This is a genomic window from Amycolatopsis echigonensis (assembly GCF_014174495.1).
GTDB classification, from domain to species: Bacteria; Actinomycetota; Actinomycetes; order Mycobacteriales; family Pseudonocardiaceae; genus Amycolatopsis; species Amycolatopsis echigonensis.
Genome location: NZ_JACJHR010000008.1, coordinates 36,147 through 57,650, shown reverse-complemented (window position 1 = coordinate 57,650; position 21,504 = coordinate 36,147). Strand labels below are relative to the sequence as shown.

At 69.4% G+C, this 21,504-nt stretch carries 26 protein-coding genes; 18 read left to right on the top strand and 8 right to left on the bottom strand.

Annotated features, from left to right (window positions below):
- Nucleotides 1-79 precede the first annotated feature (79 nt).
- Together H5411_RS07870 and H5411_RS07865 are read left to right on the top strand one after the other, a co-directional pair.
- Nucleotides 80-562, top strand: coding sequence for a hypothetical protein (locus H5411_RS07870; protein WP_246368848.1), 483 nt, complete (start codon nt 80-82; stop codon nt 560-562).
- Complete coding sequence (locus H5411_RS07865) at nt 555-704, top strand: hypothetical protein (protein WP_183123401.1); 150 nt, start codon at nt 555-557, stop codon at nt 702-704. Before H5411_RS07870 ends, H5411_RS07865 begins: the two co-directional genes overlap by 8 nt.
- Here H5411_RS07865 and H5411_RS07860 read toward each other — a convergent pair.
- Nucleotides 691-1,827 carry a glycerophosphodiester phosphodiesterase gene (locus H5411_RS07860; RefSeq protein ID WP_183123400.1) on the bottom strand — a complete coding sequence of 379 codons (1,137 nt, stop codon included), beginning with the start codon at nt 1,825-1,827 and terminating at the stop codon, nt 691-693. The genes H5411_RS07865 and H5411_RS07860 overlap by 14 nt on opposite strands.
- A gap of 251 nt (nt 1,828-2,078) precedes the next feature.
- Between H5411_RS07860 and purD the strand changes: the two genes are divergently transcribed.
- The 9 genes from purD (at nt 2,079) to H5411_RS07815 (ending at nt 10,004) form a co-directional block, all read left to right on the top strand.
- Nucleotides 2,079-3,338, top strand: coding sequence for a phosphoribosylamine--glycine ligase (purD, locus tag H5411_RS07855; protein WP_101436928.1), 1,260 nt, complete (start codon nt 2,079-2,081; stop codon nt 3,336-3,338).
- A gap of 99 nt (nt 3,339-3,437) precedes the next feature.
- Nucleotides 3,438-3,827, top strand: a complete 390-nt coding sequence (locus H5411_RS07850) for a PE domain-containing protein (RefSeq protein WP_037354127.1) — start codon at nt 3,438-3,440, stop codon at nt 3,825-3,827.
- A complete protein-coding gene (locus H5411_RS07845) occupies nt 3,808-4,410 on the top strand; it encodes a DUF3558 domain-containing protein (protein ID WP_183123399.1) in 603 nt (200 codons plus the stop codon). The genes H5411_RS07850 and H5411_RS07845 overlap by 20 nt, the downstream gene beginning before the upstream one ends.
- Nucleotides 4,411-4,419: 9 nt before the next feature.
- Nucleotides 4,420-6,054 (top strand): hypothetical protein, encoded by a 1,635-nt coding sequence (locus H5411_RS07840; protein WP_183123398.1) that lies wholly within the window; start codon nt 4,420-4,422, stop codon nt 6,052-6,054.
- Nucleotides 6,051-6,809 carry an ESX secretion-associated protein EspG gene (locus H5411_RS07835; protein WP_183123397.1) on the top strand — a complete coding sequence of 253 codons (759 nt, stop codon included), beginning with the start codon at nt 6,051-6,053 and terminating at the stop codon, nt 6,807-6,809. Before H5411_RS07840 ends, H5411_RS07835 begins: the two co-directional genes overlap by 4 nt.
- Before the next feature lie 189 nt (nt 6,810-6,998).
- Nucleotides 6,999-7,310, top strand: coding sequence for a hypothetical protein (locus H5411_RS07830; protein WP_101436932.1), 312 nt, complete (start codon nt 6,999-7,001; stop codon nt 7,308-7,310).
- Between the two features lie 22 nt (nt 7,311-7,332).
- A complete protein-coding gene (locus H5411_RS07825; protein ID WP_183123396.1) occupies nt 7,333-8,481 on the top strand; it encodes a transglycosylase SLT domain-containing protein in 1,149 nt (382 codons plus the stop codon).
- 46 nt (nt 8,482-8,527) lie between these two features.
- Complete coding sequence (locus H5411_RS07820) at nt 8,528-9,694, top strand: pyridoxal phosphate-dependent aminotransferase (protein WP_183123395.1); 1,167 nt, start codon at nt 8,528-8,530, stop codon at nt 9,692-9,694.
- A 124-nt stretch (nt 9,695-9,818) separates the two neighbouring features.
- A complete protein-coding gene (locus H5411_RS07815; RefSeq protein WP_101436935.1) occupies nt 9,819-10,004 on the top strand; it encodes a hypothetical protein in 186 nt (61 codons plus the stop codon).
- Between the two features lie 68 nt (nt 10,005-10,072).
- On the opposite strand, the gene H5411_RS07810 is transcribed toward H5411_RS07815, so the two are convergent.
- A complete protein-coding gene (locus tag H5411_RS07810; RefSeq protein ID WP_101436936.1) occupies nt 10,073-10,654 on the bottom strand; it encodes an HAD family hydrolase in 582 nt (193 codons plus the stop codon).
- Nucleotides 10,655-10,670: 16 nt separating this feature from the next.
- A complete protein-coding gene (locus H5411_RS07805; protein WP_183123394.1) occupies nt 10,671-11,687 on the bottom strand; it encodes a threonine aldolase family protein in 1,017 nt (338 codons plus the stop codon).
- Nucleotides 11,688-11,828: 141 nt separating this feature from the next.
- Between H5411_RS07805 and H5411_RS07800 the strand changes: the two genes are divergently transcribed.
- Genes H5411_RS07800 through H5411_RS07790 form a run of 3 tightly spaced genes read left to right on the top strand, consistent with a single transcriptional unit; the run spans nt 11,829 to nt 13,669 of the window.
- The gene (locus H5411_RS07800; protein WP_183123393.1) at nt 11,829-12,338 is read left to right on the top strand and encodes a SigE family RNA polymerase sigma factor; all 510 of its coding nucleotides are present in this window, start codon (nt 11,829-11,831) and stop codon (nt 12,336-12,338) included.
- On the top strand, nt 12,331-13,020 hold the full coding sequence (locus H5411_RS07795; RefSeq protein WP_101436939.1) for a hypothetical protein: 690 nt from the start codon (nt 12,331-12,333) through the stop codon (nt 13,018-13,020). The genes H5411_RS07800 and H5411_RS07795 overlap by 8 nt, the downstream gene beginning before the upstream one ends.
- A gap of 37 nt (nt 13,021-13,057) precedes the next feature.
- Entirely contained in the window at nt 13,058-13,669 is a 612-nt protein-coding gene (locus H5411_RS07790) for a TetR/AcrR family transcriptional regulator (RefSeq protein WP_101436940.1), read from the top strand.
- Between the two features lie 6 nt (nt 13,670-13,675).
- On the opposite strand, the gene H5411_RS07785 is transcribed toward H5411_RS07790, so the two are convergent.
- Both H5411_RS07785 and H5411_RS07780 read right to left on the bottom strand, forming a co-directional pair.
- Nucleotides 13,676-14,089: a RidA family protein gene (locus H5411_RS07785; protein ID WP_101436941.1), complete on the bottom strand. Its 414-nt coding sequence runs from the start codon at nt 14,087-14,089 to the stop codon at nt 13,676-13,678.
- Nucleotides 14,090-14,101: 12 nt separating this feature from the next.
- Nucleotides 14,102-14,758 carry an HD domain-containing protein gene (locus H5411_RS07780; RefSeq protein ID WP_167441958.1) on the bottom strand — a complete coding sequence of 219 codons (657 nt, stop codon included), beginning with the start codon at nt 14,756-14,758 and terminating at the stop codon, nt 14,102-14,104.
- A 72-nt stretch (nt 14,759-14,830) separates the two neighbouring features.
- Here H5411_RS07780 and H5411_RS07775 point away from each other — a divergent pair, with 72 nt between their 5' ends.
- Nucleotides 14,831-15,763 (top strand): GlxA family transcriptional regulator, encoded by a 933-nt coding sequence (locus H5411_RS07775; protein ID WP_101436943.1) that lies wholly within the window; start codon nt 14,831-14,833, stop codon nt 15,761-15,763.
- Here H5411_RS07775 and H5411_RS07770 read toward each other — a convergent pair.
- Genes H5411_RS07770 through H5411_RS07760 form a run of 3 tightly spaced genes read right to left on the bottom strand, consistent with a single transcriptional unit; the run spans nt 15,753 to nt 18,039 of the window.
- On the bottom strand, nt 15,753-16,445 hold the full coding sequence (locus H5411_RS07770; RefSeq protein WP_101440951.1) for a FadR/GntR family transcriptional regulator: 693 nt from the start codon (nt 16,443-16,445) through the stop codon (nt 15,753-15,755). The genes H5411_RS07775 and H5411_RS07770 overlap by 11 nt on opposite strands.
- Entirely contained in the window at nt 16,442-17,428 is a 987-nt protein-coding gene (locus H5411_RS07765) for a lactonase family protein (protein ID WP_101436944.1), read from the bottom strand. The genes H5411_RS07770 and H5411_RS07765 overlap by 4 nt, the downstream gene beginning before the upstream one ends.
- The gene (locus tag H5411_RS07760) at nt 17,425-18,039 is read right to left on the bottom strand and encodes a bifunctional 4-hydroxy-2-oxoglutarate aldolase/2-dehydro-3-deoxy-phosphogluconate aldolase (protein WP_101436945.1); all 615 of its coding nucleotides are present in this window, start codon (nt 18,037-18,039) and stop codon (nt 17,425-17,427) included. Before H5411_RS07760 ends, H5411_RS07765 begins: the two co-directional genes overlap by 4 nt.
- An 80-nt stretch (nt 18,040-18,119) precedes the next feature.
- On the opposite strand from H5411_RS07760, the gene H5411_RS07755 reads away from it, so the two are divergent.
- The 3 genes from H5411_RS07755 to purB are packed head-to-tail and all read left to right on the top strand — an operon-like array spanning nt 18,120 to nt 21,428.
- A complete protein-coding gene (locus H5411_RS07755; RefSeq protein WP_101436946.1) occupies nt 18,120-18,800 on the top strand; it encodes an SDR family NAD(P)-dependent oxidoreductase in 681 nt (226 codons plus the stop codon).
- A gap of 17 nt (nt 18,801-18,817) precedes the next feature.
- On the top strand, nt 18,818-19,966 hold the full coding sequence (gene dgoD / locus H5411_RS07750; protein ID WP_101436947.1) for a galactonate dehydratase: 1,149 nt from the start codon (nt 18,818-18,820) through the stop codon (nt 19,964-19,966).
- A 34-nt stretch (nt 19,967-20,000) separates the two neighbouring features.
- Nucleotides 20,001-21,428: an adenylosuccinate lyase gene (gene purB / locus H5411_RS07745; RefSeq protein ID WP_101436948.1), complete on the top strand. Its 1,428-nt coding sequence runs from the start codon at nt 20,001-20,003 to the stop codon at nt 21,426-21,428.
- The last annotated feature ends 76 nt before the right edge of the window (nt 21,429-21,504 follow it).

Below are 21,504 nucleotides of genomic sequence, written 5' to 3'. Positions count from 1 at the left end.
TCTCCGTTCGCGGGTGTCAAGGTTTCGCTGGTAGCTGGGCAAAAGCTCCTCCGAACGGCGCAGGGCGGTCCGGGTTTCGGTGATCATCATGAACCCAGTATGTCGAACTGATGTTCGAGAAAGCATCACTCGAACCGGTCATCTGTGGGTGGGTGAGCACGCAGGCCATGATTCGCCGGTGAACGCCGAAGACTTGGTGGCGATTGAACTCGCTGAGGACGAGCGCGAGGTGCTGCGGTGCGGGCTGGCTGAATGGGGCGGACCAGCGCACTGCAGCGAGGCGCTCGCGGTCGCGATGGACTTTCGGAGCGTGGCTGATCTGCACGAGGAGAGGCTCCGGCTGCGAGCGGCGCTCGTCGCTGGTGATCCGCTGAGTCTTCGGGACTGGCGGCGGCTGGTGGCAGCTACCGAAATCGTGTTCGCCAGCGACGGGTTCGGGTCCGGGATGGATTGGCCGATTACGACCGGGTTCTCGGATGAGGAGACGATCAAGATCCTGCGGCGATTGCAACGGACTGTCGCCCGCGCGCTCCGCGGAGCACTCCATCGTCACGATGATTGAGCATCTCGTCCTGGGCGGCACGACGATGCCGACGGGCAGCCTGTCCACCGTTCCCGGTGTGAAAGGCCCGCCGGTGAACACGAACGTCACCGGCGGGCCGAGAAGAAACCTAAGCCTGCAAACGAAAATCAGCGACCAGTGAAGTCCCGCACCGACTCCAGCGCGGTGTCCGGCTGGTCGGCGAAGAACCCGTCGACCCCGGCCTTCAGGAACGCCGCTTCCTCCGCGAACACGTTGCCGAACGCACTCGGGCTTGCCGAGGAGCGCAGGTTCGCCGGAAGGAACGGGTTTTCGTTGCGGAAGGTGTAGGGCTGCACTTCAAGCCCGGCGCGGTGCGCGTCGGCGATCAGCGTGGTCGGCTTGCCGAGGTTGTCCTGCGCGTCCCGCGGGATGACCTGCCCCTTCTCTGGGCCGAGGTACTTCGCGTACTTCGCGATCTCGCGCAGACCGGCGGGCGTGACCAGGTCGGCGTAGGTGCGCTTGTCGCCCTTCGCGACGAAGTCCGCCGGAGCGCCCTTCGCCTCCGTCAGCTGCAGCAGCGGCACCCGCACCTGCTTGTGCAGCGCCTGCAGGTTCGACACCTCGAACGACTGGATGATCACCGGCGCGTTCGGCCGGTTCAGGCCGTTGCGGTCGAGGATCGACACCAGCTTCGGCTCGGTCGGGTTGCCGATCGACGAGAAGTAGGTCGAGTGCTTGACCTCCGGGTAGGTGCCCAGCGTCCGGTGCAGCTCGCGGCCGAGCCGCTGGGTCAGGTCGAGCACCTCCTGGTACGTCGCGATCCGGTAGCGGCCGTCGTAGAGCTGGTTGTTCGGCCGGTTCTGCGGGATCCGCTCCTTGGCGTAGAGCGTCTTCAGCTCGGCGAGCGTGAAGTCCTCGGTGAACCAGCCGGTCATCGTGGTTCCGTCGATGACCTTCGTCGTCTTGCGCGAGGCGAACTCCGGATGGGCCGCGACGTCGGTGGTGCCGCCGATCTCCGGCTCGTGCCGGGCGACGAGCTGGCCGTCCTTGGTCGGCACCAGGTCGACGTCGACGTAGTCCACGCCCATCCGGTAGGCGAGTTCGTACGACGCGAGCGTGTGCTCCGGGCGGTAGCCGGGCGCGCCCCGGTGTCCGACGATCACCGGGTCATCGTGCCGGGGACCGTGCGCGGCCGCACCCGCGGCCGTCTCCTCGCTCGCGGCGGCCGGGCCGATCGCGAGGCCGGCGACGCCGAGCAGGGCCAGGCCGGACAGGGCGAGCACGCCGAGGCGTTTGCGCTTCATGGGGGACCTTTCTCTACCGGGCGATCCGCAGCTCGCCACGACTACCGCGTCACCCTCACCGCCGCAAGCGTCGGGCGCACGGCACCAGCCGGACGAGCGGTTGACAACCGGGTAAACGGTCGATGGCACCCGAATCCGGACAACCTTCGCGCCAGGCTGAGCGCGCACCGGACCAGTCGCGCGTCTGGTCCAGGCCGGGGTCGCGGACGGCGCGCTGCCGCCGCGCGACACGCACCGTTACGCTGTCCCGCGTGCGCGTACTGGTAATCGGCTCCGGCGCTCGGGAGCATGCACTCGTCCTCGCGGTGGCAGGCGACCCCGCGGTCACGGCGCTCGCTTGCGCCCCCGGCAATGCCGGCACGACTGCGGTCGCGGAGCAGCTCGGGGTCGAGCTCGCCGAGCCGGAGGCCGTAGCGGCCCTGGCCAAGGAGTGGAAGGCCGACCTCGTCGTGATCGGGCCGGAGGTGCCGCTCGTCGCGGGCGTCGCCGACGCGGTGCGCGAAGCCGGCATCGCCTGCTTCGGACCGTCTGCCGCAGCTGCGCGCATCGAGGGGTCGAAGGCGTTCGCGAAAGACGTCATGGCGGCCGCGAAGGTGCCGACGGCTCGCAGCGAGGTTGTCGACACTCCCGCGCGCCTCGACGCCGCGCTTCAGCGCTTCGGGCCCACCTGGGTCGTGAAGGACGACGGTCTCGCCGCGGGCAAGGGCGTGGTCGTGACGCAGGACGTCGAGGTCGCGCGCAAGCACGCGCTGATGCTGCTCGACGGCGGGCACCCGGTCCTCTTGGAGTCCTTTTTGGACGGTCCGGAGGCGTCGCTGTTCTGCTTCGTCGACGGCCGCACCGTGGTGCCGATGCTGCCCGCGCAGGACTTCAAGCGCGTCGGAGACGGCGACACCGGCCCGAACACCGGCGGCATGGGTGCCTACGCGCCGCTGCCGTGGGCGCCCGCCGACCTGGTGGACGACGTCGTCGCGCGAGTCGTGCAGCCGGTGGTGGACGAACTCGCCGACCGGGGCTGCCCGTTCTCCGGCCTGCTGTACGCCGGCCTCGCGCTCACCTCGGAAGGCCCGCAGGTGATCGAGTTCAACTGCCGCTTCGGCGACCCCGAGACGCAGGTTGTGCTGGCGCTGCTGCGTACGCCGCTGCTGTCCGTGCTGAACGCGACGGCCACTGGGAAGCTCGCTGAGCTGCCGCCGCTGGAGTGGTCGGGCGGGGCTGCGGTCACCGTCGTGATCGCCGCGGACGGGTACCCGGGCAAGCCGCGCACTGGTGACGTCATCACCGGCGGAGAGATCGAAGGCGTGCTTCACGCGGGTACGCGGCGTCGCGACGACGGTGCGGTGATCTCGGCCGGCGGACGCGTGCTGTCGGTTGTCGGCACTGGTAAGACGCTTAAGGCGGCGCGTAAGCACGCGTACGAGACTGTTGAGCGCGTACACCTCGCTGGCTCGCACCATCGCACCGACATCGCACTGCGCGCGGCCAACGGGGAAGTAACCGCACCCGCCTGAGCGGCTTCTCCACGAAGTTCGCCACGGGTTCACGCGCCGGTTGGTAGCCTCGAAACGGGTCCGTACGGTCACCGTCCGTATCACGGGAGGGGTTAGCGCATGCCGGGAAGCACACCGCTCACCGACCTGGCTTCGTCGGTACCGGCAGCGCCGGGCGTGGCGGACATCGTCGTTGAGCCGGCGAAGCTGCTCGAGGTCGCGCGGGTGGTCGACGAGCAGGTCAGTGCGCTCGAAGACAAGCTCCTCACGCGGCTGGGCGAGCTGCGCGTCGACACTCCTTCGTCGGACACGGTGAGCGTGAACGCCATGGCCGCGTGGAACACCGTTGTCGCGGAAGGCGATCAGTCGTACGCCGCGCAGGTGCGCGCGTACGTCGCCAATCTGCACAAGCTTGTCGGACAGTTGCGCGAAGCAGCGAAGACGTACGAGGCCAGCGACGCGGACAAGGCCGCGGCGTTCGGGGACCGCGGTGCGCACGGCATCCACTAAGCCAGTTCTCGCCGTCGTCGCGGTGCTCGGCGTCGCGGGCTGCTCGTCGGGCGAGCAAGGCACCGCGTACCCCGTAGAGCCCGCGATGAGCTCCCTGGCGCAGCAGACGAAAGCGGCCGCATTGCCGCCGCGGCCGTCGGACTTGCCGGTCGCCGGGACCGATCCGTGCGATCTGCTCGGGCAGGCGCAGCTCGACCTGCTGAAGGTCACGAGCGTGCCGCGCAAGGCCGCCGAGGCGAAGGACGGGCCCACCTGCGTGTTCGACTCGGACAAGACCGAGCCGTTCCACGCGCTGCACCTGCGGATCGTCAGCGCGGACGTGCAGGAGTGGCTCACCGGATCGCGGCGCAAGAACAGCATGACCACCGCGCCGACCAGCGTCGAGGGCTATCCGGCGATCACGAACTACCGCGCGGCGGGCACGCCTGCCGACTGCGAGGTGCTCGTCGGCGTCGCCGCGGGACAGACCATCGCGGCACAGGAGTTCGCGGTCACCGCGGGCGCGTTCAGCCAGCCGCAGTTGTGCGACATCGCCACCCAGGCCGCCGGCCTGGCCGTGCAGGGCCTGAAGAACCGGACCTAGGGAGGGCGCGTGGAGATCTCCGAACTCGCGGGCAGGATCCGCGACCACCGTTTCGACGGGTGGACCGACACCGCCATCGCCGACGAGATCGAGAAGTTCGGCACCGGCGACGGAATCGCCAGCATCGCCACCGCGGTCGAGGCGTTGCGGGAAATCGCGACCGCGCTCGCGAGCACCGACCACACGTTGCGCGATCAGCTGGCGAAGCTGGGTGTCGAATGGCAGAGCCAGGCGGGCGGACAGGCCGGGCAGGTGCTGTCCGACCAGGCGGGCTTCTCGCAGGACGCGATGCAGAAGGTCGCGCACACCGCGGAAATGCTTTTCGCGCAAGGGGAAGCGTTCAACCGCACCAAGTACAAGCTGCCCGATCCGGCCGCGGTGCGCAAAGGCGCGGAGAGCCTCACTCTCGTCGATTCGGTGGCGAGCTTCCTCGGATTCGAGACTGATCACGCGGCTCAGGTGCAGGCCGCGGACAACGCGCGCGGCCAAGCGGTCGAGGCGTTGAACGCCTATGCCCAGCAGAGCGGGGAAAACCTGCTGTCCACCGAACCGCTGAGCCAGCCGCAGTCGCTGACGATGGTCCAGCCCGGCAGCGGGCCGAGCCCGGTCGACCGCGCGGCCGCGGCGGTCGACGTGACACCGGACGGCCAGGTGCGGCCGGCCGCGGCGTCGGTGAAGTCGGAGTACGTTCCCCCGCCGCCGCCTCCTGCTCCGGTTGCGGATCCGCCGACGCCTGCTTACGGCACGCCCTCGCCAGCACCGGCGGCTCGGCCAGCTGCGCCGGTGGTCGCGGCCAGTTACGTGCCGCCGTCTTCGCCTCCTCCGCCGTCGGGTTGGGAGAAGGCACCGGGGAGCACGCCTCGGGTCAGCGAGCCGGGATTGCCTGGTGCGCCTCGGTCGGTCGGTTCCACCGGCGGGCCGGGAAGTTCTGGTGTGCCAAGCACTTCGGGTGGTTCGCGGGTTCCTGGCGGAATGCGGCCCGGGGAGTCCGGGTCGTTTCTGCCGACTGGTCCGCGTGGGACTGGCAGCGGATCCGAAAGCGGTCCGGCTAACCGCGGAACCGTGGGCAGTTCGGAAAGTTTCGGTGGGACCAGCGGATCCGGGCGTTCCGCGGTCGGCGGTGGCTCGGCGGGAAATCCCGGCGGTGCCGCGGGCGGCAGCGGTGGCGGTCACGAAAACCAAGCGCTGCAACGAGGTCGACTGGTCGGCAGTGTCCCGCAGACGCCGCCGGCCCCCGCCGCCGAAACCCCCGGCAATGCCCCGGTCCTGCGCGGAGGAGGAGCGTCGCCCGGAGAAATCGGGGCAGGCGCTGCCGCTTTGGGCGCGGGAGTGGCCGGTGGCGCGCTTTCCGGAGACCGCGAACGGCAAGGCCGCGCACCGGAAGGTCAGCAGAAAGGTCTGGTCCGGCCGTTGCCGGTCGACGAGCTTCCCGAGGAAGAAGCCGTCGCACTGCGGAAAGCCGAGCAGATCGCGCCGAAATCGGGCGGCGGTGACGCCAAATTCCTCTCCGAAGCCGCTCCGCAGGAAAGCGACGACGAGCACGTGCGCCGATTCGGCGTTGACGACAAGGATCTGTTCGCCGACGGCCGGATGGTGACGCGCGACGTCCTCGGCGACGGCACGGGAGACGTGCGCCGGCCGTGAACCTGGTACTGACCGCCCTCGAATTCGATGTGCTGTGGGAATCGCTGGACCTGGGCGGGCGTCCGGCCGCGCTCGCGGTTCCGTCGCCGGGGCGCACGCACACCGAACGGGCCGAACTGATCGAGTCCGTCTGGGATTCGCTGGCGCAGCGACGGCTGGCGCGCGGCCGCCGTCCTTCTGGGACGGTGCTCGACCAGCTGCATTTGCTGGCGCGCCCGAGGGAAGCGGTGGACGTCTGGGTGTGGGCGGACCGCGAGATCCACGGCCGGGCGGTGAGCCGGGGCAGCCAAGCCGTGCTCGCCGTGGTCGACCGGGACGAGGTGTGGCTGATTCCCGCCGACGCCAGCGCGCTCGCCGACGCCGTGGTGTCGGTCGCCGGATCGCTCGACCCGGGCGTCGGCCAGTCGGTCTCGGTACCGCACAGCACGCTCGTCGCCGCCGACGCGGCTGCTGCTGGTGATCCGAAAGCGCTGGTCACGGCCTTGGAGGACCGGGGCGTGGCGTTGTGGGAAGCGCAGGAGCTGGCGGGCATGCTGATGGGTCAGGCCGCCCGCGGCCAGTTCTGCGCGGAACGCGTGCTGCGGGACGGAACGGTGCGCCGGTCACCGCACGTGGCGGCGTTTTACGACACCGATTCCGGGCGGTATCTGTTCCAACTCACCGACGATTCGGACGGCCACACCTGGGCGACGGTAAGCCCGGCGGACAACGCGGTGCTGGCGGAGCGGGTGCGGGAGTTGCAGGCCGCGATTTGACGCCTTGAGGCAGACCGTTTTCTCCCGTTTTGACCTTGCTCTAACCCGGTTCGGGGGTTCGCGGCCGGAAGTCGCGAAGAACTGCACACGGCACGCGTCCGAAGTCTTAGAGTAAACACGGGAACCGACCTGGGGAGCGGAACGTCCGAACTGGTCGGGAAGCGAGTGTCGCGAAGGGGATGACGAACGGTGCCTGTCTACGACCCGGATTCCATGGCCATTGCCGCCAGGAACGTGGAGAAGCTGAAGGACGAGTTCGAAAAGTCCAAGAAGCACCTCACCGGCGTTGACGACGAGCCGGAGAGCCCGTTCGGCACGATGGGCGGCTCGAAGGACGTGCACAGTGCGGTCGGCACGTTCAAACAGGGCGTGCACAGCGAGTTCGACGCGGCCGGGAAGCTGATGGAGGCGACCGGCTTCATCCTTCGCAAGGCCGCGGGGCTGATCCAGGAGACCGATCAGGTCCACAAGACCGACCTGACTGTGCACGAAGACCGCTGAGCAGGCACGAGGGGGCAAGAGCATGGCGCTGATCGACTATCCGCCGAACTGGCAGGGCGTTGTCGACAAGGCCCAGAAGGTCGACAAGATCAACCCGGACGCGATCAGCAAAGCCGGGCAGCAGTTCAGCGAGGCTGCGAAGCGAGCAGGCGACCACAGCGCCGCGCTGAACAATTCCGCGAAGTCGTTGTCAGGCGGAGTGTGGGAAGGTCCGGCGGCAGACGCCTTCGTCGACTACGTCACGCAGATCACCAAAGCGGGCGACAAGGTGCAGGGGCACCTCGACGACGTCGGCAAGGACCTGACCCAGCTGTCGAGCGACCTCGGCGGGATCAAGAGCAAGGTCACCGAGGCCTTCAACACCGCCAAGGGGAAGATCGACAACCGCATCAAGGTCGAGTCGGAGAAAGCGCAGAAGGCGCAGGCGGCCGAGGCGGCGTATGCCAACGACAAGTCGGACAAGAAGGGCCCGCCGCCCAGCCCGACGTCGCAGTCGATCATCGACGCCGCGAACAGGGACAACCAAGCGGACGCCACGAACGCCGAGCAGACCATCGACCCGCTGCTGAACCAAGCCGACGACATGGTCAAGAAGTCGCAGCAGTTGATGCAGACCCAGATCACCGGCGGCTACTCGGAGGTCCCGCTCCCCAACTCGGACGGCACCGTGCCGCAGAGCACCGGCGGCCTGCACACCGGACACGGCGGCGGTGGCGGCGGCGGGGGCGGTCACCACGGCGGCGGTGGCGGGGGCGCCAGCGGTGGCGGCGGCGGTCTCGGCCCCAGCGGCGGTCCGCCCTCCTCTCCTCCGCCCGGCAACGTCCAGCAGTGGATCCAGGAAGCGATCAAGGAGCTGCAGGCCGCGGGCGTGAACGTGACCGACGCGGACATCAAGAACATCTGGGCGATCATCCAGCACGAGTCCGGCGGCAATCCGAACGCGATCAACAACTGGGATTCGAACGCCGCGGCCGGGCATCCTTCCAAGGGCCTGATGCAGTGCATCGACTCGACGTTCAACGCGCACAAGCTGCCCGGGCACGACAACATCTACAACCCGGTCGACAACATCATCGCTGGCGTGCGGTACTCGATCGACCGGTACGGCTCGCTCGGCAACGTGCCGGGCATCCAGTCGATGGCCCACGGCGGCGCGTACCAAGGCTACTGACGCCACGCCACGCCCCGCGCGCGGGCTCGCCGGTTAGCCTGGCCGCATGGTCGACATCGGTGCTTTCGGCGAGCCCGCGTTGCGGGCAGGCGTGCCTCCTTTCCACGTGATGGACGTGCTGTCCGCGGCGCAGGCGCGGCAGCGCAGCCACGGCGACCTGATTTCGCTGGCCGCCGGGCAACCCTCCGTGCCCGCTCCGGCGGCGGTGCTCAGAGCAGCTCAGGAAGCGCTCCAACAGCACACCCTCGGCTACACCGAACAGCTCGGCATCCCTGAGCTGCGCGAAGCCGTCGCGGGGCATTACCGGCGCACCTACGACATCGACGTGACCGCGTCCGACGTCGTGATGACCACCGGCTCGTCCGGCGGGTTCCTGCTGTCGTTCCTCAGCGCGTTCGACCCCGGCGCGCGGGTCGCGATGGCCCGGCCCGGTTACCCGGCGTACCGGAATCTGCTGAGCGTCCTCGGCTGCGAGGTCGTCGAGTTCGCGACCACCGCCGAGACCAATTTCCAGCCGACCGTCGAGCAGCTCGACCAGCTCGGGCCGATCGACGGGCTCATCGTCGCGAGTCCCAGCAACCCCACCGGGACCGTGCTGCCGCCGGGCGAGCTGGCCGCGATCTCCGGCTGGTGCGCCTCGCACGGCGTGCAGCTGATCAGCGACGAGATCTACCACGGCATCTCGTACGGCGAGCAGCTCGATTGCGCCTGGCAGTACGGCCGGGAAGCGTTGGTGCTCGGGTCGTTCTCGAAGTACTTCGCGATGACCGGCTGGCGGCTCGGCTGGATGCTGGTGCCGCAACGGCTGCACCGCGCGGTCGACGTCCTCACCGGCAACTTCACCATCTGCCCGCCGGCGGTTTCGCAGTACGCGGCGGTTGCGGCGTTCACGCCGGAGTCGTACGCCGAAGCGGACGCGCACGTCGAGCATTACCGGCGCAACCGCGACCTGCTCTTCGCCGGCCTGCGCGAGATCGGCCTCGACAAGCTCGCTCCGGCCGACGGCGCGTTCTACGCCTACGCCGACGTCTCCGACCACACCACCGACAGCCTGAGCTGGTGCCAGCGGCTGCTCGCCGACACCGGCCTCGCGATCACCCCGGGAATCGACTTCGACCCGGTCGACGGCGGCCGTTACGTGCGGTTTTCCTTCGCGGGCGCGAGCGAGGACGTGACCGAGGGGCTGCGCCGGCTGGGCGGCTGGCTGGGGTGAATCCGGTCAGGGGGAACCCGGAGATACCCCTGAACGTTGGCCTGAACGAGAGAGTTTCCGTCGTACGGATGGCACGCTGGAGGGCACCGGGCCGACGTGGCGCGGAAACGGCATCGGAGGAGCCATGTTCTGGAAGATCGTCGGAGCGCTCATCGTCGCCTGGATCGCCTTCATGGTGCTCGGGTCAGTGATCGGCTTCGTGTTCAAGGCCGTGCTGTGGATCGGCATCATCGGCGGGGTGCTGTTCCTGGGCACCGCGGCCTACGGGGCGATCACCGGGAAGAAGCAGTCGAAGCGGATCACCCGCTGACCGGCGCCGAGCCATACTGAGCACACCGCGGCTCCCGCACCGAGGAAGTGCGGGAGCCGTTTCGATGCTCAGGCCAGTGCCGCGAGGGCGGCCTCGGCTCCGTCCCACAGGTGCGCGCGGATTCCGACCGCTCGGGCACCGTCGACGTTGACCTGGCGGTCGTCGAAGAACAGGCACTCGTCCGGTTTCGCGCCCAGTTTGTCCAGCAGCAGCTGGAAAATCTCGGCGTCCGGCTTCGCGACCTTCACGTCGCCGGAGAACAGCGTGTGCTTGAACAGCTTCGACCACTCCTGCTCGCGAACCCAGACACCGAAGGCCGACGGCGCGTTCGACAGCAACGCGAGCGAGGCTCCGGCTTCGGACAGCGACTGCAGCAGGTCCAGCGAGCCAGGCGCGAGCTGCCCCCAGCCCGCGACGTCGAGCGCGGTCAGCTCGGCCGACAGCGCGTCGTCCACCTTCGCGCCCACTTGGTCGCCGATCGACGTCCAGTACTCCAGATCGGTGCAGCCGCGGTCGTACGGGTCTCGCACGCTCCAGTACACCGGTTCGAACGTCTCGAGCGAGACGCCCATCGCGGCGGCCAGCTTCGGCACCGCGGCGGTGCGCAGACTGAGCACCTCGCCGTAGTCGAACACGATCCAGTTGGTCACCCGAGTCCCCCAGGGTTCAGGCGCCGGATTTGATCCGGCGCAGTGCTTCGTCGATGTCCGCGGACGACAGGTCGCGGTGCGTCACGAACCGGACCTTGCCCGCCATGGGCAGGGCTTGAATGCCGAGCGAGTCGAGCCAGTTCAGCGCGGTCGGCACGTCGGGCACCCCGGCGAGCACGATATTGGTGTCCGGGGTCGGCACGTCCCAGCCGTGTTCGGAGAGACCGTTGGCCAGCCGTTTCGCGAAGTCGTGCGCCTCGGCCAGCTCGTCGACGCGGTCCAGCGCGACCAGGCAGGCCGCGGCGAGGACCCCGCCCTGACGCACGCCGCCGCCGAGCATCTGCCGCATCCGGCGGGCCTGCTCGACGAACTCGACGCTGCCCGCGACGACCGAGCCGACCGGCGCGCCGAGGCCCTTGCTGAAACACGCCGACACGGAGTCCACGCCGACCGTCAGCGCGGCGGGCGGCACCTGGAGCGCGACGGCCGCGTGCCAGATCCGCGCGCCGTCGAGGTGCACGGTGAGCCCGGCCTGCTTCGCGACGGACAGCAGTTGCGCGTGCTCGTCCGGCGGAGTGACCGCGCCGCCGGCCGCGTTGTGCGTGTTCTCCAGGCACAGCAGCGTGGTGCGGAGCGCGAAGTACGGGCCGGGGTTGCCGATCGCCGCTTCGAGCGTTTCCGGCAGGCATCGGCCTGGGCCCGCGTCGTGTTCGAGGATGTCCGGCATGCCGCCGGCCAGCCAGGCCGCCGAGCCGAGTTCGTTGGCGAGCACGTGCGCGTTGCGGGTGGCGAGGAACCGGTCGCCGCGCCGCAGGTGGACGCTCAGCGCGATGAGATTCGCCATCGTCCCGCTCGGCGTCCACAGCGCGGCGGGCATTCCGAGCGTCTGAGCGGCCCGGCGCTCGAGTTCGGCGATGGTCGGGTCGGTGCCGATGACGTTGTCGTCGACCTCGGCCTCGGCCATGGCCGCGCGCATGATCGCGTCCGGGCGGGTGACGGTGTCGGAACGGAAGTCGATCAGCTGCCCAGTCATGGTCACAGTCCGATCACATCACACAGGTGGGCTCGGCATCAATGCGGCGGGGGGTGGAACGTTTCCGGCCGGACGTGCAACCGTGGACGCCCCCGGATCCGTCCCTTCACCGGACATGGCCAGAGCGGAGCTGCGAAGCGCGTGGACCAGCGCGACGAACAAGAGTTCGCGGAGTACTTCGCCGCGAAGCGGGACGCCGTGCGCCGGACTGCCTATCTCCTGTGCGGGGATTGGCACAAGGCCGACGATCTCGCGCAGACGGCGTTCGTCGCGTTGCACCGGAGGTGGAAGAAGATCAGAGACCGCGCGGCGACCGACGCGTACGTGCGCAAGACGCTGGTGCGCGCGGTCATCGACGAGTCCCGGCGTCCGTGGCGGCGGGAGCGGCAGACCGAGGTGCTGCCGGAGCCCGTGGACGACAGTCCCGGGCTCGCCGAACGCGTCGCGACTCGCGAGGACCTGCTCGCGGCGTTGAAGGAAGTGCCGCCCAAGCAGCGGGCGGTGCTGGTGCTGCGGTTCTTCGACGGCCTGGACGTCGGAGCCGCGGCTGCCGCGCTGGGCTGCAGCGAAGGCAATGTGAAGAGCCAGACCGCGCGCGGGCTGGCGAATCTGCGTCAGGTGCTGGAACGGGAGGTGGAGACCAATGGATGAGCGGGAGGCCGAGACGTTGTTCTCCGCCGTTCCGGGCGAGGTGCCGCCTCCGACCTTCTCGGTGGACGACGTGGTGCGCCGTTCGAAGCGGGAGACGCTGCGCAGGCGCAACCGGATCACCGTCGGCGCGGCGGCATTGGTCGTGGCCGCCGGGTTCGGCACCTGGGGAATCGTGGGTGTTTCGAGCGATAAGTCTGGTTCTGCCTCGAATTCCGCGGCCGCACCGGCGCAACCCGGCGGGCCGGCGGCACGTCCTTTCAGCAATGGGGATGACTTCCCGGATCAGCCGTCTCGGCAGGGAGCCGGCGAAACCGGGAGGACCGGCCCTCGGGCCGAAGGCACCTCCGGGTGCGGACGGGTGGACTGGGAGCTCGCCACTGCCCTCGCTGGCGAGCTCCCAGGCCACTTCACCGCCGCGCAGGCTTCCCCAGGCAGCGTCTGTACGACGTCCTCGCGCGGCGCGGGGTTCCCGCTTCCGGACGGGACGATCGGCGCGGCGGTGTTCGCTCGCGGCACCGCGGTGAACGTGCCCACGCAACCGGCCGGATCCGTCACCGTGCGTCAGCAAACCGGCAGTGGCGGAACTCTCGTGCTGGTCAGCGTGCCGGGAACTTCCGGGCATCCGGCACCGTACGCGACCGACCTGACGCGCTTCGCTGCGTCGCTGGCCCCCCGGTTCTGATCGGCGGCCTCCGGCGCGGCTGGCAGAATGTCCGGGCATGACGGCAGCAGCCACCACCCCCAAGGGCGAGCGACGACGGGCAGCGCTCGTCGAAGCCGCTGCTGAGCTGCTGGCCGAGGGCGGTTTCGACGCGGTCCGGCACCGCGCGGTCGCCGAGCGGGCCGGTCTGCCGCTGGCGTCCACGACGTACTACTTCGATTCGCTGGAAGAGCTCGTCACCGCCGCGGTGGAACACCACGGGCAGACCGAGCTGGCCAACGGGCGACGGCAGCTGGAGGACCTGACGACCCGGAACCGGGGCGTGCAGGCGACCGTGGAACTCGTGCTGGACATGCTGCTCGGCCCGCAGAGCGGCGACCCGGAAGCCGACGCCGAGGCGGTCCTGCTGCGCTACGAACGCCTGGTCGCGACCGGACGTCGGCCGTACCTGCGTCCGTTGATGCGGACGCTGTCCCAGCAGCTCAACGAACTGCTGACGGAGATCTTCGCCCGTTCCGGGACGCCCGTGGCCCCCGACGAGCTGGACCGGCTGGTCGCGCTCGTGGACGGAGCCGTGGTGAACGCGCTGATCGCGGTCGACCCGGCCCCGCGCGCCGCGGCCGGGCGGATGCTGCGGACCGCGCTCGCGGACTCCACCAGCGTCCATTGAGGACAGTTATTCCGGGTACGCCGCGGTGGCGCGGATTTCGATCAGCAGTCCCGGACTGGCGAGCCCGCTGACGCCGATCATCGTCCATGCCGGATAGGGCTCGGCGGTCACGAGGCGGTTCTTGGCTTCCAGGAAACCGGGCAGGTGCTGGTGGATGTCGACGTGGTAGCTCGTGATGTCGACCAGCGCGGAGAGATCGAGGCCTTCTACGCGAAGGATTTCCTCGATCCGGCGGAGCGCGATCTCGGTCTGCTCCTCGATGGTTTCCGCGATCTCTCCGTCCGGACGGCGGCCGATCGTCCCAGCGATAAAGAGAAGGCTGCCCGCGCGGACGGCCGCGGAGTAACCGAAGCGGGCGAAGGCGGACGCGCCAGACGGTCCGAAGACCTTGGAGTCCTCGGGGATTGTGACGGAGTACATGGGCTTCCCTTCTCAGTTGCCCCAGCGGGACGTGCGGGCGGCACGCTCCAGCCGGGTTTCGCCGTCGGCCGCGCGTTCGCGCAGGAAATCAGCGGGCGTCGAGGGTACGGGCGCGTTCTTCGGGTTTTTCGCCGCCTGCGCGACGATCGCGTCGGTGAGCGAGCGGACCATCTCCAGCCGGGGGTAAGCGGCGTGGATCGTTTCGGCCTGGTCGTCGGTGACGGCGTCGAGGTGCTCGGTGCCGATCGGTCCGCCGAAGTCGACGGCGACCCCGGCGCGGACGAGTACGCACAGCGGACCGCGGTGTTCCGCGACGCCCGAGGTGGTGTGCAGGGCGATCGCCTGCCACACCTGATCGGCGTCTGCGGTGGAAATCCCTTGGTTGACGAGGAAACCGGCTGCCCGCTCGGCGCCTTCGACCTCGAAGCGTTCCACGTGCGGGCCGTCCGGTGCCACGCCGATGTCGTGCATCACGCAGGCGGCGAACAGCAGGTCGTCGTCATAGCCGGACATCGCTCGCCGCTCGGCGACCAGCCGGGCGAACAGATAGGTGCGGACGCTGTGGTTGAACACCGACGGCGATTCCACCGGGCGGACGACGTCGAGGACGGCGTCCGCCAGCGGAGTCGCGGGCAGCGCGACCACGGGGTCCGGAAGGAGTTCGATCATGCCTTCAAGACTGGCCCGCACCGCTCTGACCTGGCGAGTGGCAAGATTGCCGTACTTCGATAGAATCTTGCCATGACGGTGCATCGGGTCGCGGTCCTCGCGCTCGACGGCGTTCTCCCGCTGGACCTGGCGATCCCGGCGCAGGTGTTCCACGTCCGGCCGCAAACGCATTACGAGATGACGCTGTGCGCGCTCGGCCCGAAGGTCGCCACCAGCGCCGGGTTCGAGCTGGCTGCCGAAGGCGGGATCGAGGAGCTGCGCGCGGCGGACACGGTGATCGTGCCGGGGTACGACCCGATCCACGAGACGCCGGAGGCGGCGGTCGAGCTGCTGGCCGAGGCGCGCGAGCGGGGGCGTCGGGTGGTGTCCATCTGCACGGGTGCGTTCGCGCTGGCCGCGGCGGGAGTGCTGGACGGCCTGCACGCCACGACGCATTGGGAATATATTGACGAATTCGAGCGGGAATACCCGTCGGTGCGGGTCGATCGGGATGTGCTTTACGTCGACGAGGGCGACGTGCTCACGTCAGCTGGCGTGTGCTGCGGCATCGACCTGTGCCTGCACATCGTCCGTCGCGATCTGGGCGCAGCGGTCGCCAATCGGATCGCGCGCGGTCTGGTTGCCGCCCCGCACCGGGAAGGCGGCCAGGCACAGTACGTACCCGCTCCACTAGCAGAAGCTGGCGACGCTTCCCTGTCGGCCACGCGAGAATGGGCGTTGCAGCGACTGGACGAATCGCTCAGCATCCGGCTGCTTGCTCGGCACGCCGAGATGTCGCAGCGGACCTTCCTGCGCCGGTTCGCCGAGGAAACCGGGACGACTCCGTTGCAGTGGCTGCTCAACGCCCGGCTCAGCAAAGCGCGGGAATTGCTGGAAACCACGGACCATTCGGTGGACCGGGTGGCGCGGGACTGCGGACTCGGCACCCCGGCCAACCTGCGGCTGCACTTCCGGCGGGCCCTCGGGACCACGCCGACGGCCTACCGGCGAGCCTTCACTTCCTGACGCGACCGGCGTCGGCGGCGGATTTCACCAGCAGATCCAGCATCGCGGTCTCCGCGGCGGACGGGTCGTGCGCGGCGATGGCGTCCAGCACTCGGCGGTGGCTCGGTGCCGGATCGTCGGTGGGGCCGGCGCTGTGGACGAGTTTGTCCCGCTCCGCCAACCCGATCGCGATGACGCGTTCGATCTGGAGCAGGAAGTTGTTGTGCGCGGCGGCCAACAGGCTGCGGTGGAACGCCAGATCCGCCTCCACGCTCGCTTCCAGATCCGGTGCGGCGACCATCGCGTCGAGCGCGGATTCCAGCGCGGCGAGGTCTTCGGCGGTCGCGCGTTCTGCGGCCATCCGCGCGGCCGCGGGTTCGACCACGGCGCGTACCTCGGCCAATTCGTCCAGCAGGCCAGCGTTTCCGCGCGCGGTGGTCTGCCAGCGCATGACGTCGGCGTCGAGAAGCTGCCAGTTCTCGCGCGGTTGCACGAACGTGCCGTGCTTCTGCCGCGCGCCGATCATTCCCTTGGCTGCCAGTACCTTCAACGCCTCCCGCAGCGCGGTGAGACTGATGTCCAGCTCCTCGCGCAGCGCGGGCAGATCCAGCACCATGCCCTCGCGCCATTCGCCGGACAGAATGCGTGCGGCGAGCGTTTCCACGGTCTGTCCGTGCAGGCCGCGAGGGCGATGGTCGGTCACCGGAGCGGGAGCACGCACGTCGGCGAGCCGGTCGGGTATTTGCGGACCTCCGCGTTTCCGAGGTCCTTCAACGGGAAAACGGAAATGACGTCGTCTTTGAAGGCTGCGGTGAAGCACAACCCGTCCGTCACGGCGAAGTTCCACGGGTAAGAGCCGCAGGGCTGGTCGGCCACTGCCCGCAGCGGCGAGCCCGCGAACGACGTGATGCATTCCGGCCCGCGGTTCGACAGGTAGATTCCCGATTCGAGCACTTCCAGGTGTGCCACCAGGGATTCGCCGCCAGCTGCCGTCGAAGGAGTCGCCGCGACGAACTCGAACTCGCCCGGCGAAGTCTCCCGCATGGTAATGAGCTCGCCGGACAATTCTCCGGCCACGTAAGCGATTCCGTTCGCGCCACGCATGAGCTGCCGCGGTCCCGTGCCCGGCGGAAGCGGCGAAACGGCCAGCGGAGTCAGTTTTCCTTGGGGAGACAGCGTGTAGCTGCGGATTTCGTCAGTGCCGAGATCGACGGCGCTCACCACCGAACTGTCCGCCGACGGCACCGCCATGTGGACGTGCGGGCCTTCCTGCCGGTCGGCGCGCGGCCCGCTCCCGGTGTGCTGCACCAGGTCCGTGCGACCGTCGATCCGGCCGTCCGAGTGCAGGGCGAACACGGCGAGACTGCCGCCGCCGTAGTTGGCGCACAACAGAAACCGGCCGTCCGGCGTCACCGCGAGGTGGCACGGGCTGGCCCCGCCCGACTCGACCACGTCGAGCGGAGTCAGGCCGTCGTCGACCGAAACGGACGTGATCTCGCCGTAGCTCGTCTCGTTGACCGCGTACACCATCGGCAGCGCGGGATGCTGCGTCAGCCAGGTCGGCGACACCATCGGCACCGTCGAATCCGCGGTCAGCTCGCCGCCGGAGCGCCGGAAAACCGCGATCCCGGTACCGTTCCCGCCGGTTTCGGCGGTACGGCAGCCGACGAGTACGACGTCGCTCACGAGCTCTCCCTCACCATTGCGGCCACTCGGGCCCGGATGTCCTCGGCGGAGCCACGGGTCAGCGCCGACCCGATCCCGCAGGCGACGGCGCCCGCTTCGAGCCAGCGTGGCACGTCCTCGGGAGCGATTCCACCCGTCGGCACGAGCGGGGCTTGCGGAAGCGCGGCGCGCACGTCCTTGATCCACTGCGGGCCGAGCGCGGACGCCGGGAAAACCTTTACGGCATCAGCACCTTCCTCCATCGCCCGCACGATTTCGGTCACCGAACCGGTGCCCGGCAGCGCGGCGACGCCGTACCGATGAGCGGTACGCAAGACCTCGGTGTGCAGCGACGGCGACACGAGAAACTGGGCCCCTGCCCGGATCGCGGCCGTCGCGGACGACTCGTCGAGCACTGTGCCGGCCCCGATCGTGGCGTCCGGATACGCGGAGCTCAACTCCTCGATCGCGACGAGCGCGCCCGCGTTGGTGAGCGGGACTTCGACCGACTTCAGCCCAGCGTCGAGCACTGCCCGCGCGGCGGCGACGGCCGAGGCGGCGTCCGCCGTCCGCACGATTCCGACGACGCCCTGCCGGACCGCTTCGCGCGTGATCTCCCACCGGTATCCCATGGCGGTCAGCCTAGCAGGGAGATTATAAATTACTAATTATTCTTGACGGCTGCTCCAGCGCCCCGGCATGCTTGCGAACCATGCGCACTGCCGTGGTGACCGGCGCGGCGTCCGGGATCGGAGCCGCGACCACCCTCCAGCTCAACGCCGACGGCTACCGGGTGATCGGAGTCGATCTGGCCCCGGTGCCCGGTGGCGTGCAGGGTGACGTGACTGAAGACGAGACGTGGCAACGCGTTCTCGACCTGGCTGGCGAAGTCGACGCAGTGGTCAGCAACGCGTACCTGCCGACTTCGGGGCCGTTGCACGAAACCGACCGCGCGCAATGGCAACGGCAGCTCGACGTGAACCTCACCGCGTCGTACCTCGCCATGCGGGCCTGCCTGTCCGCGCTGCGATCTCGGCGCGGCTCGGTGGTGCTGGTTTCCTCAGTACACGCGCGTTTCGGGCTGCCCGGCCACCCGGCGTACGCGGCCAGCAAAGGCGCGTTGGTGTCTCTGGCCCGGCAATTGGCCGTGGAGTACGCGCCGGAAGTTCGGGTGAATTCCGTGCTTCCCGGCCCGGTCGAGACCGAGGCATGGGATCGGATCAGCGCGGAGGACCGCGAACGCAGCGTCCGCGCGACGCCCGCCGGACGGCTCGGTAATCCAGCCGAAGTCGCCGCGGTGATCGCGTTCCTGCTTTCACCCGCGGCGTCGTTCGTCACGGGCGCCGAGCTGACCGTCGACGGCGGCTGGTCGGCCGCGAAGGATTCCGCTTAGTCCGTTGTGGAGGCAGGGTGCAGATCACCGGGATCGAGACGTTCCTCGTCGCGCCGCGCTGGTTGTTCCTCAAGGTCAGCACCGACGAGGGCATCACCGGCTGGGGCGAACCGGTCGTGGAAGGACGTGCCGGGACCGTTCGCGCGGCCGTGCACGAGCTGGCCGAGCTGGTCGTCGGGAAGGATCCGCTGCGCATCGAGGACCACTGGCAGGTGCTGCGGCGCGGCGGTTTCTACCGTGGCGGTCCGGTGCTTTCCAGCGCGCTCGCCGGGTTCGACCAGGCGCTGTGGGACATCGCGGGGAAGGCCCGGAACGCTCCGGTGCACGAGCTGCTCGGCGGCCCGGTGCGCGATCGCGTGCGGGTGTATTCATGGGTCGGCGGCGACCGTCCTTCGGGCATCTTCGACGCGGTATCCGCGCAGGTCGAGCTCGGTTTTACCGCGGTGAAGATGAACGTCGCCGGTCCGCTCGGGCCGATCGCGACGCCCGCGGAGGCGGCGGCTGCGCTGGCCCGCGCCCGGGAGGCTCGGGAAGCTCTCGGACCCGATCGGGACCTGGCGATCGACTTCCACGGCCGTGTCTCGCCCGCGATGGCGCGACGGCTGGTGAAGATGCTCGAAGAAGTACAGCCGATGTTCGTCGAGGAACCGGTGCTGCCGGAACTGCCCGCCGACGTGGTCAAATCGGTGGTCGAGGCCTCGACGGTCCCGATCGCGCTCGGGGAACGGCTGTTCTCGCGCTGGGAGTTCAAACCCGTGCTGGACGCGGGCGTCGCCGTGGTGCAGCCGGATCCGTCGCACGCGGGCGGCATTTCGGAGCTGCGCCGGATCGCCGCGCTGGCCGAGGTGTACGGCGCGAACCTTGCCCCGCATTGTCCGCTCGGCCCGATCTCGCTGGCCGCCGCGCTGCAGGTGGCGTTCGCGACGCCGAACTTCCTGATCCAAGAGCAAAGCCTCGGCATGCACTACCACGACGGCCGCGAGCCGGTCGCCTATCTCGCCGACGACGCGCTGTTCCGGTTCACCGACGGCTACGCCGCGCGCCCGACCGCGCCCGGGCTCGGCATCGAGGTGGACGAGGAAGCCGTCCGCCGCGCCGACGAGACCGGGCACACGTGGCGGTCGCCGGTGTGGCGGCTGCCCGACGGCGGCTTCACGGAGTGGTGACCGCCTCGCTGACCTGCGCAGGTATCGTGGCCGCGTGACGGACAAGCCCCGCATTCCGAACGTGCTCGCCGCCCGCTACGCCTCGCCTGAGCTGGTGGCGCTCTGGTCGCCCGAACGCAAGGTCGTGCTCGAGCGGCGGCTGTGGCTCGCCGTGCTGCGGGCTCAGGCCGAGCTGGGCGTCGAGGTGCCCGAAGGCGTCCTCGCCGACTACGAGCGCGTGGTCGAGCAGGTCGACCTCGACTCGATCGCCGCCCGCGAACGCGTCACCCGGCACGACGTGAAGGCCCGGATCGAGGAGTTCAACGCCCTCGCCGGGCACGAGCACGTGCACAAGGGCATGACCTCGCGCGACCTCACCGAGAACGTCGAGCAGCTGCAGCAGCTGCGGTCGCTGGAACTGGTCCGCGCCCGCGTCGCGACGGTGCTGTCCCGGCTGGCGGCGCTCGCCGTCGAGCACTCCGACCTGGTGATGGCCGGCCGCTCGCACAACGTCGCCGCGCAGGCGACGACGCTCGGCAAGCGGTTCGCGACCGCCGCCGACGAACTGCTCGTCGCGTTCTCCCGGCTGGACAACCTGATCGAGCGCTACCCGTTGCGCGGCATCAAGGGCCCGGTCGGCACCGCGCAGGACATGCTCGACCTGCTCGGCGACGAGTCCACTTTGGACCAGCTGGAGTCGCGGATCGCCGAGCACCTCGGCTTCGGCAACCGGTTCGTCAGCGTCGGCCAGGTGTACCCGCGTTCGCTCGACTTCGACGTGCTGTCCACTGTGGTCCAGCTCGCCGCCGCTCCGTCCAGCCTCGCCAAGACGATCCGGCTGATGGCCGGCCACGAGCTCGTCACCGAGGGCTTCAAACCGGGCCAGGTCGGGTCGTCGGCCATGCCGCACAAGATGAACACCCGCTCCTGCGAGCGCGTGAACGGCCTCGCGGTGGTGCTGCGCGGGTACCTGTCGATGATCGGCGAACTGGCCGGCGACCAGTGGAACGAGGGCGACGTCTCGGATTCCGTGGTGCGCCGCGTCGCGCTGCCGGACGCGTTCTTCGCGCTCGACGGCCTGCTCGAGACCTTCCTCACCGTGCTCGGCGAATTCGGCGCGTTCCCGGCGGTGGTCGAGCGTGAGCTTGATCGCTATCTTCCGTTCCTCGCCACCACCAAGGTGCTCATGGCGTCGGTGCGCCGGGGCGTCGGGCGTGAGACGGCTCACGAGGCGATCAAGGAGAACGCCGTCGGAGTCGCCCTCGCGATGCGCGAACGCGGCGCGGAGAACGACCTCCTCGACCGGCTCGCGGCCGACGAGCGGCTCCCGCTCGACCGCGCTGACCTGGACGAACTGCTCGCCGACCGGATCTCGTTCACCGGTGTGGCCCCGCGTCAGGTCGAAGAAGTCGCGGCGCGTGTCGAGGACGTGCTCAAGCGATTCCCGGACGCCGCGGCGTACGCGCCGCAGCCGATTCTGTGAGTGCGCGCACGTCGTCCACGTGCTGAGACGGCATTACTCGATCGGGCGAAGCTTTTAGTCTTCGTGCCGAACCCGG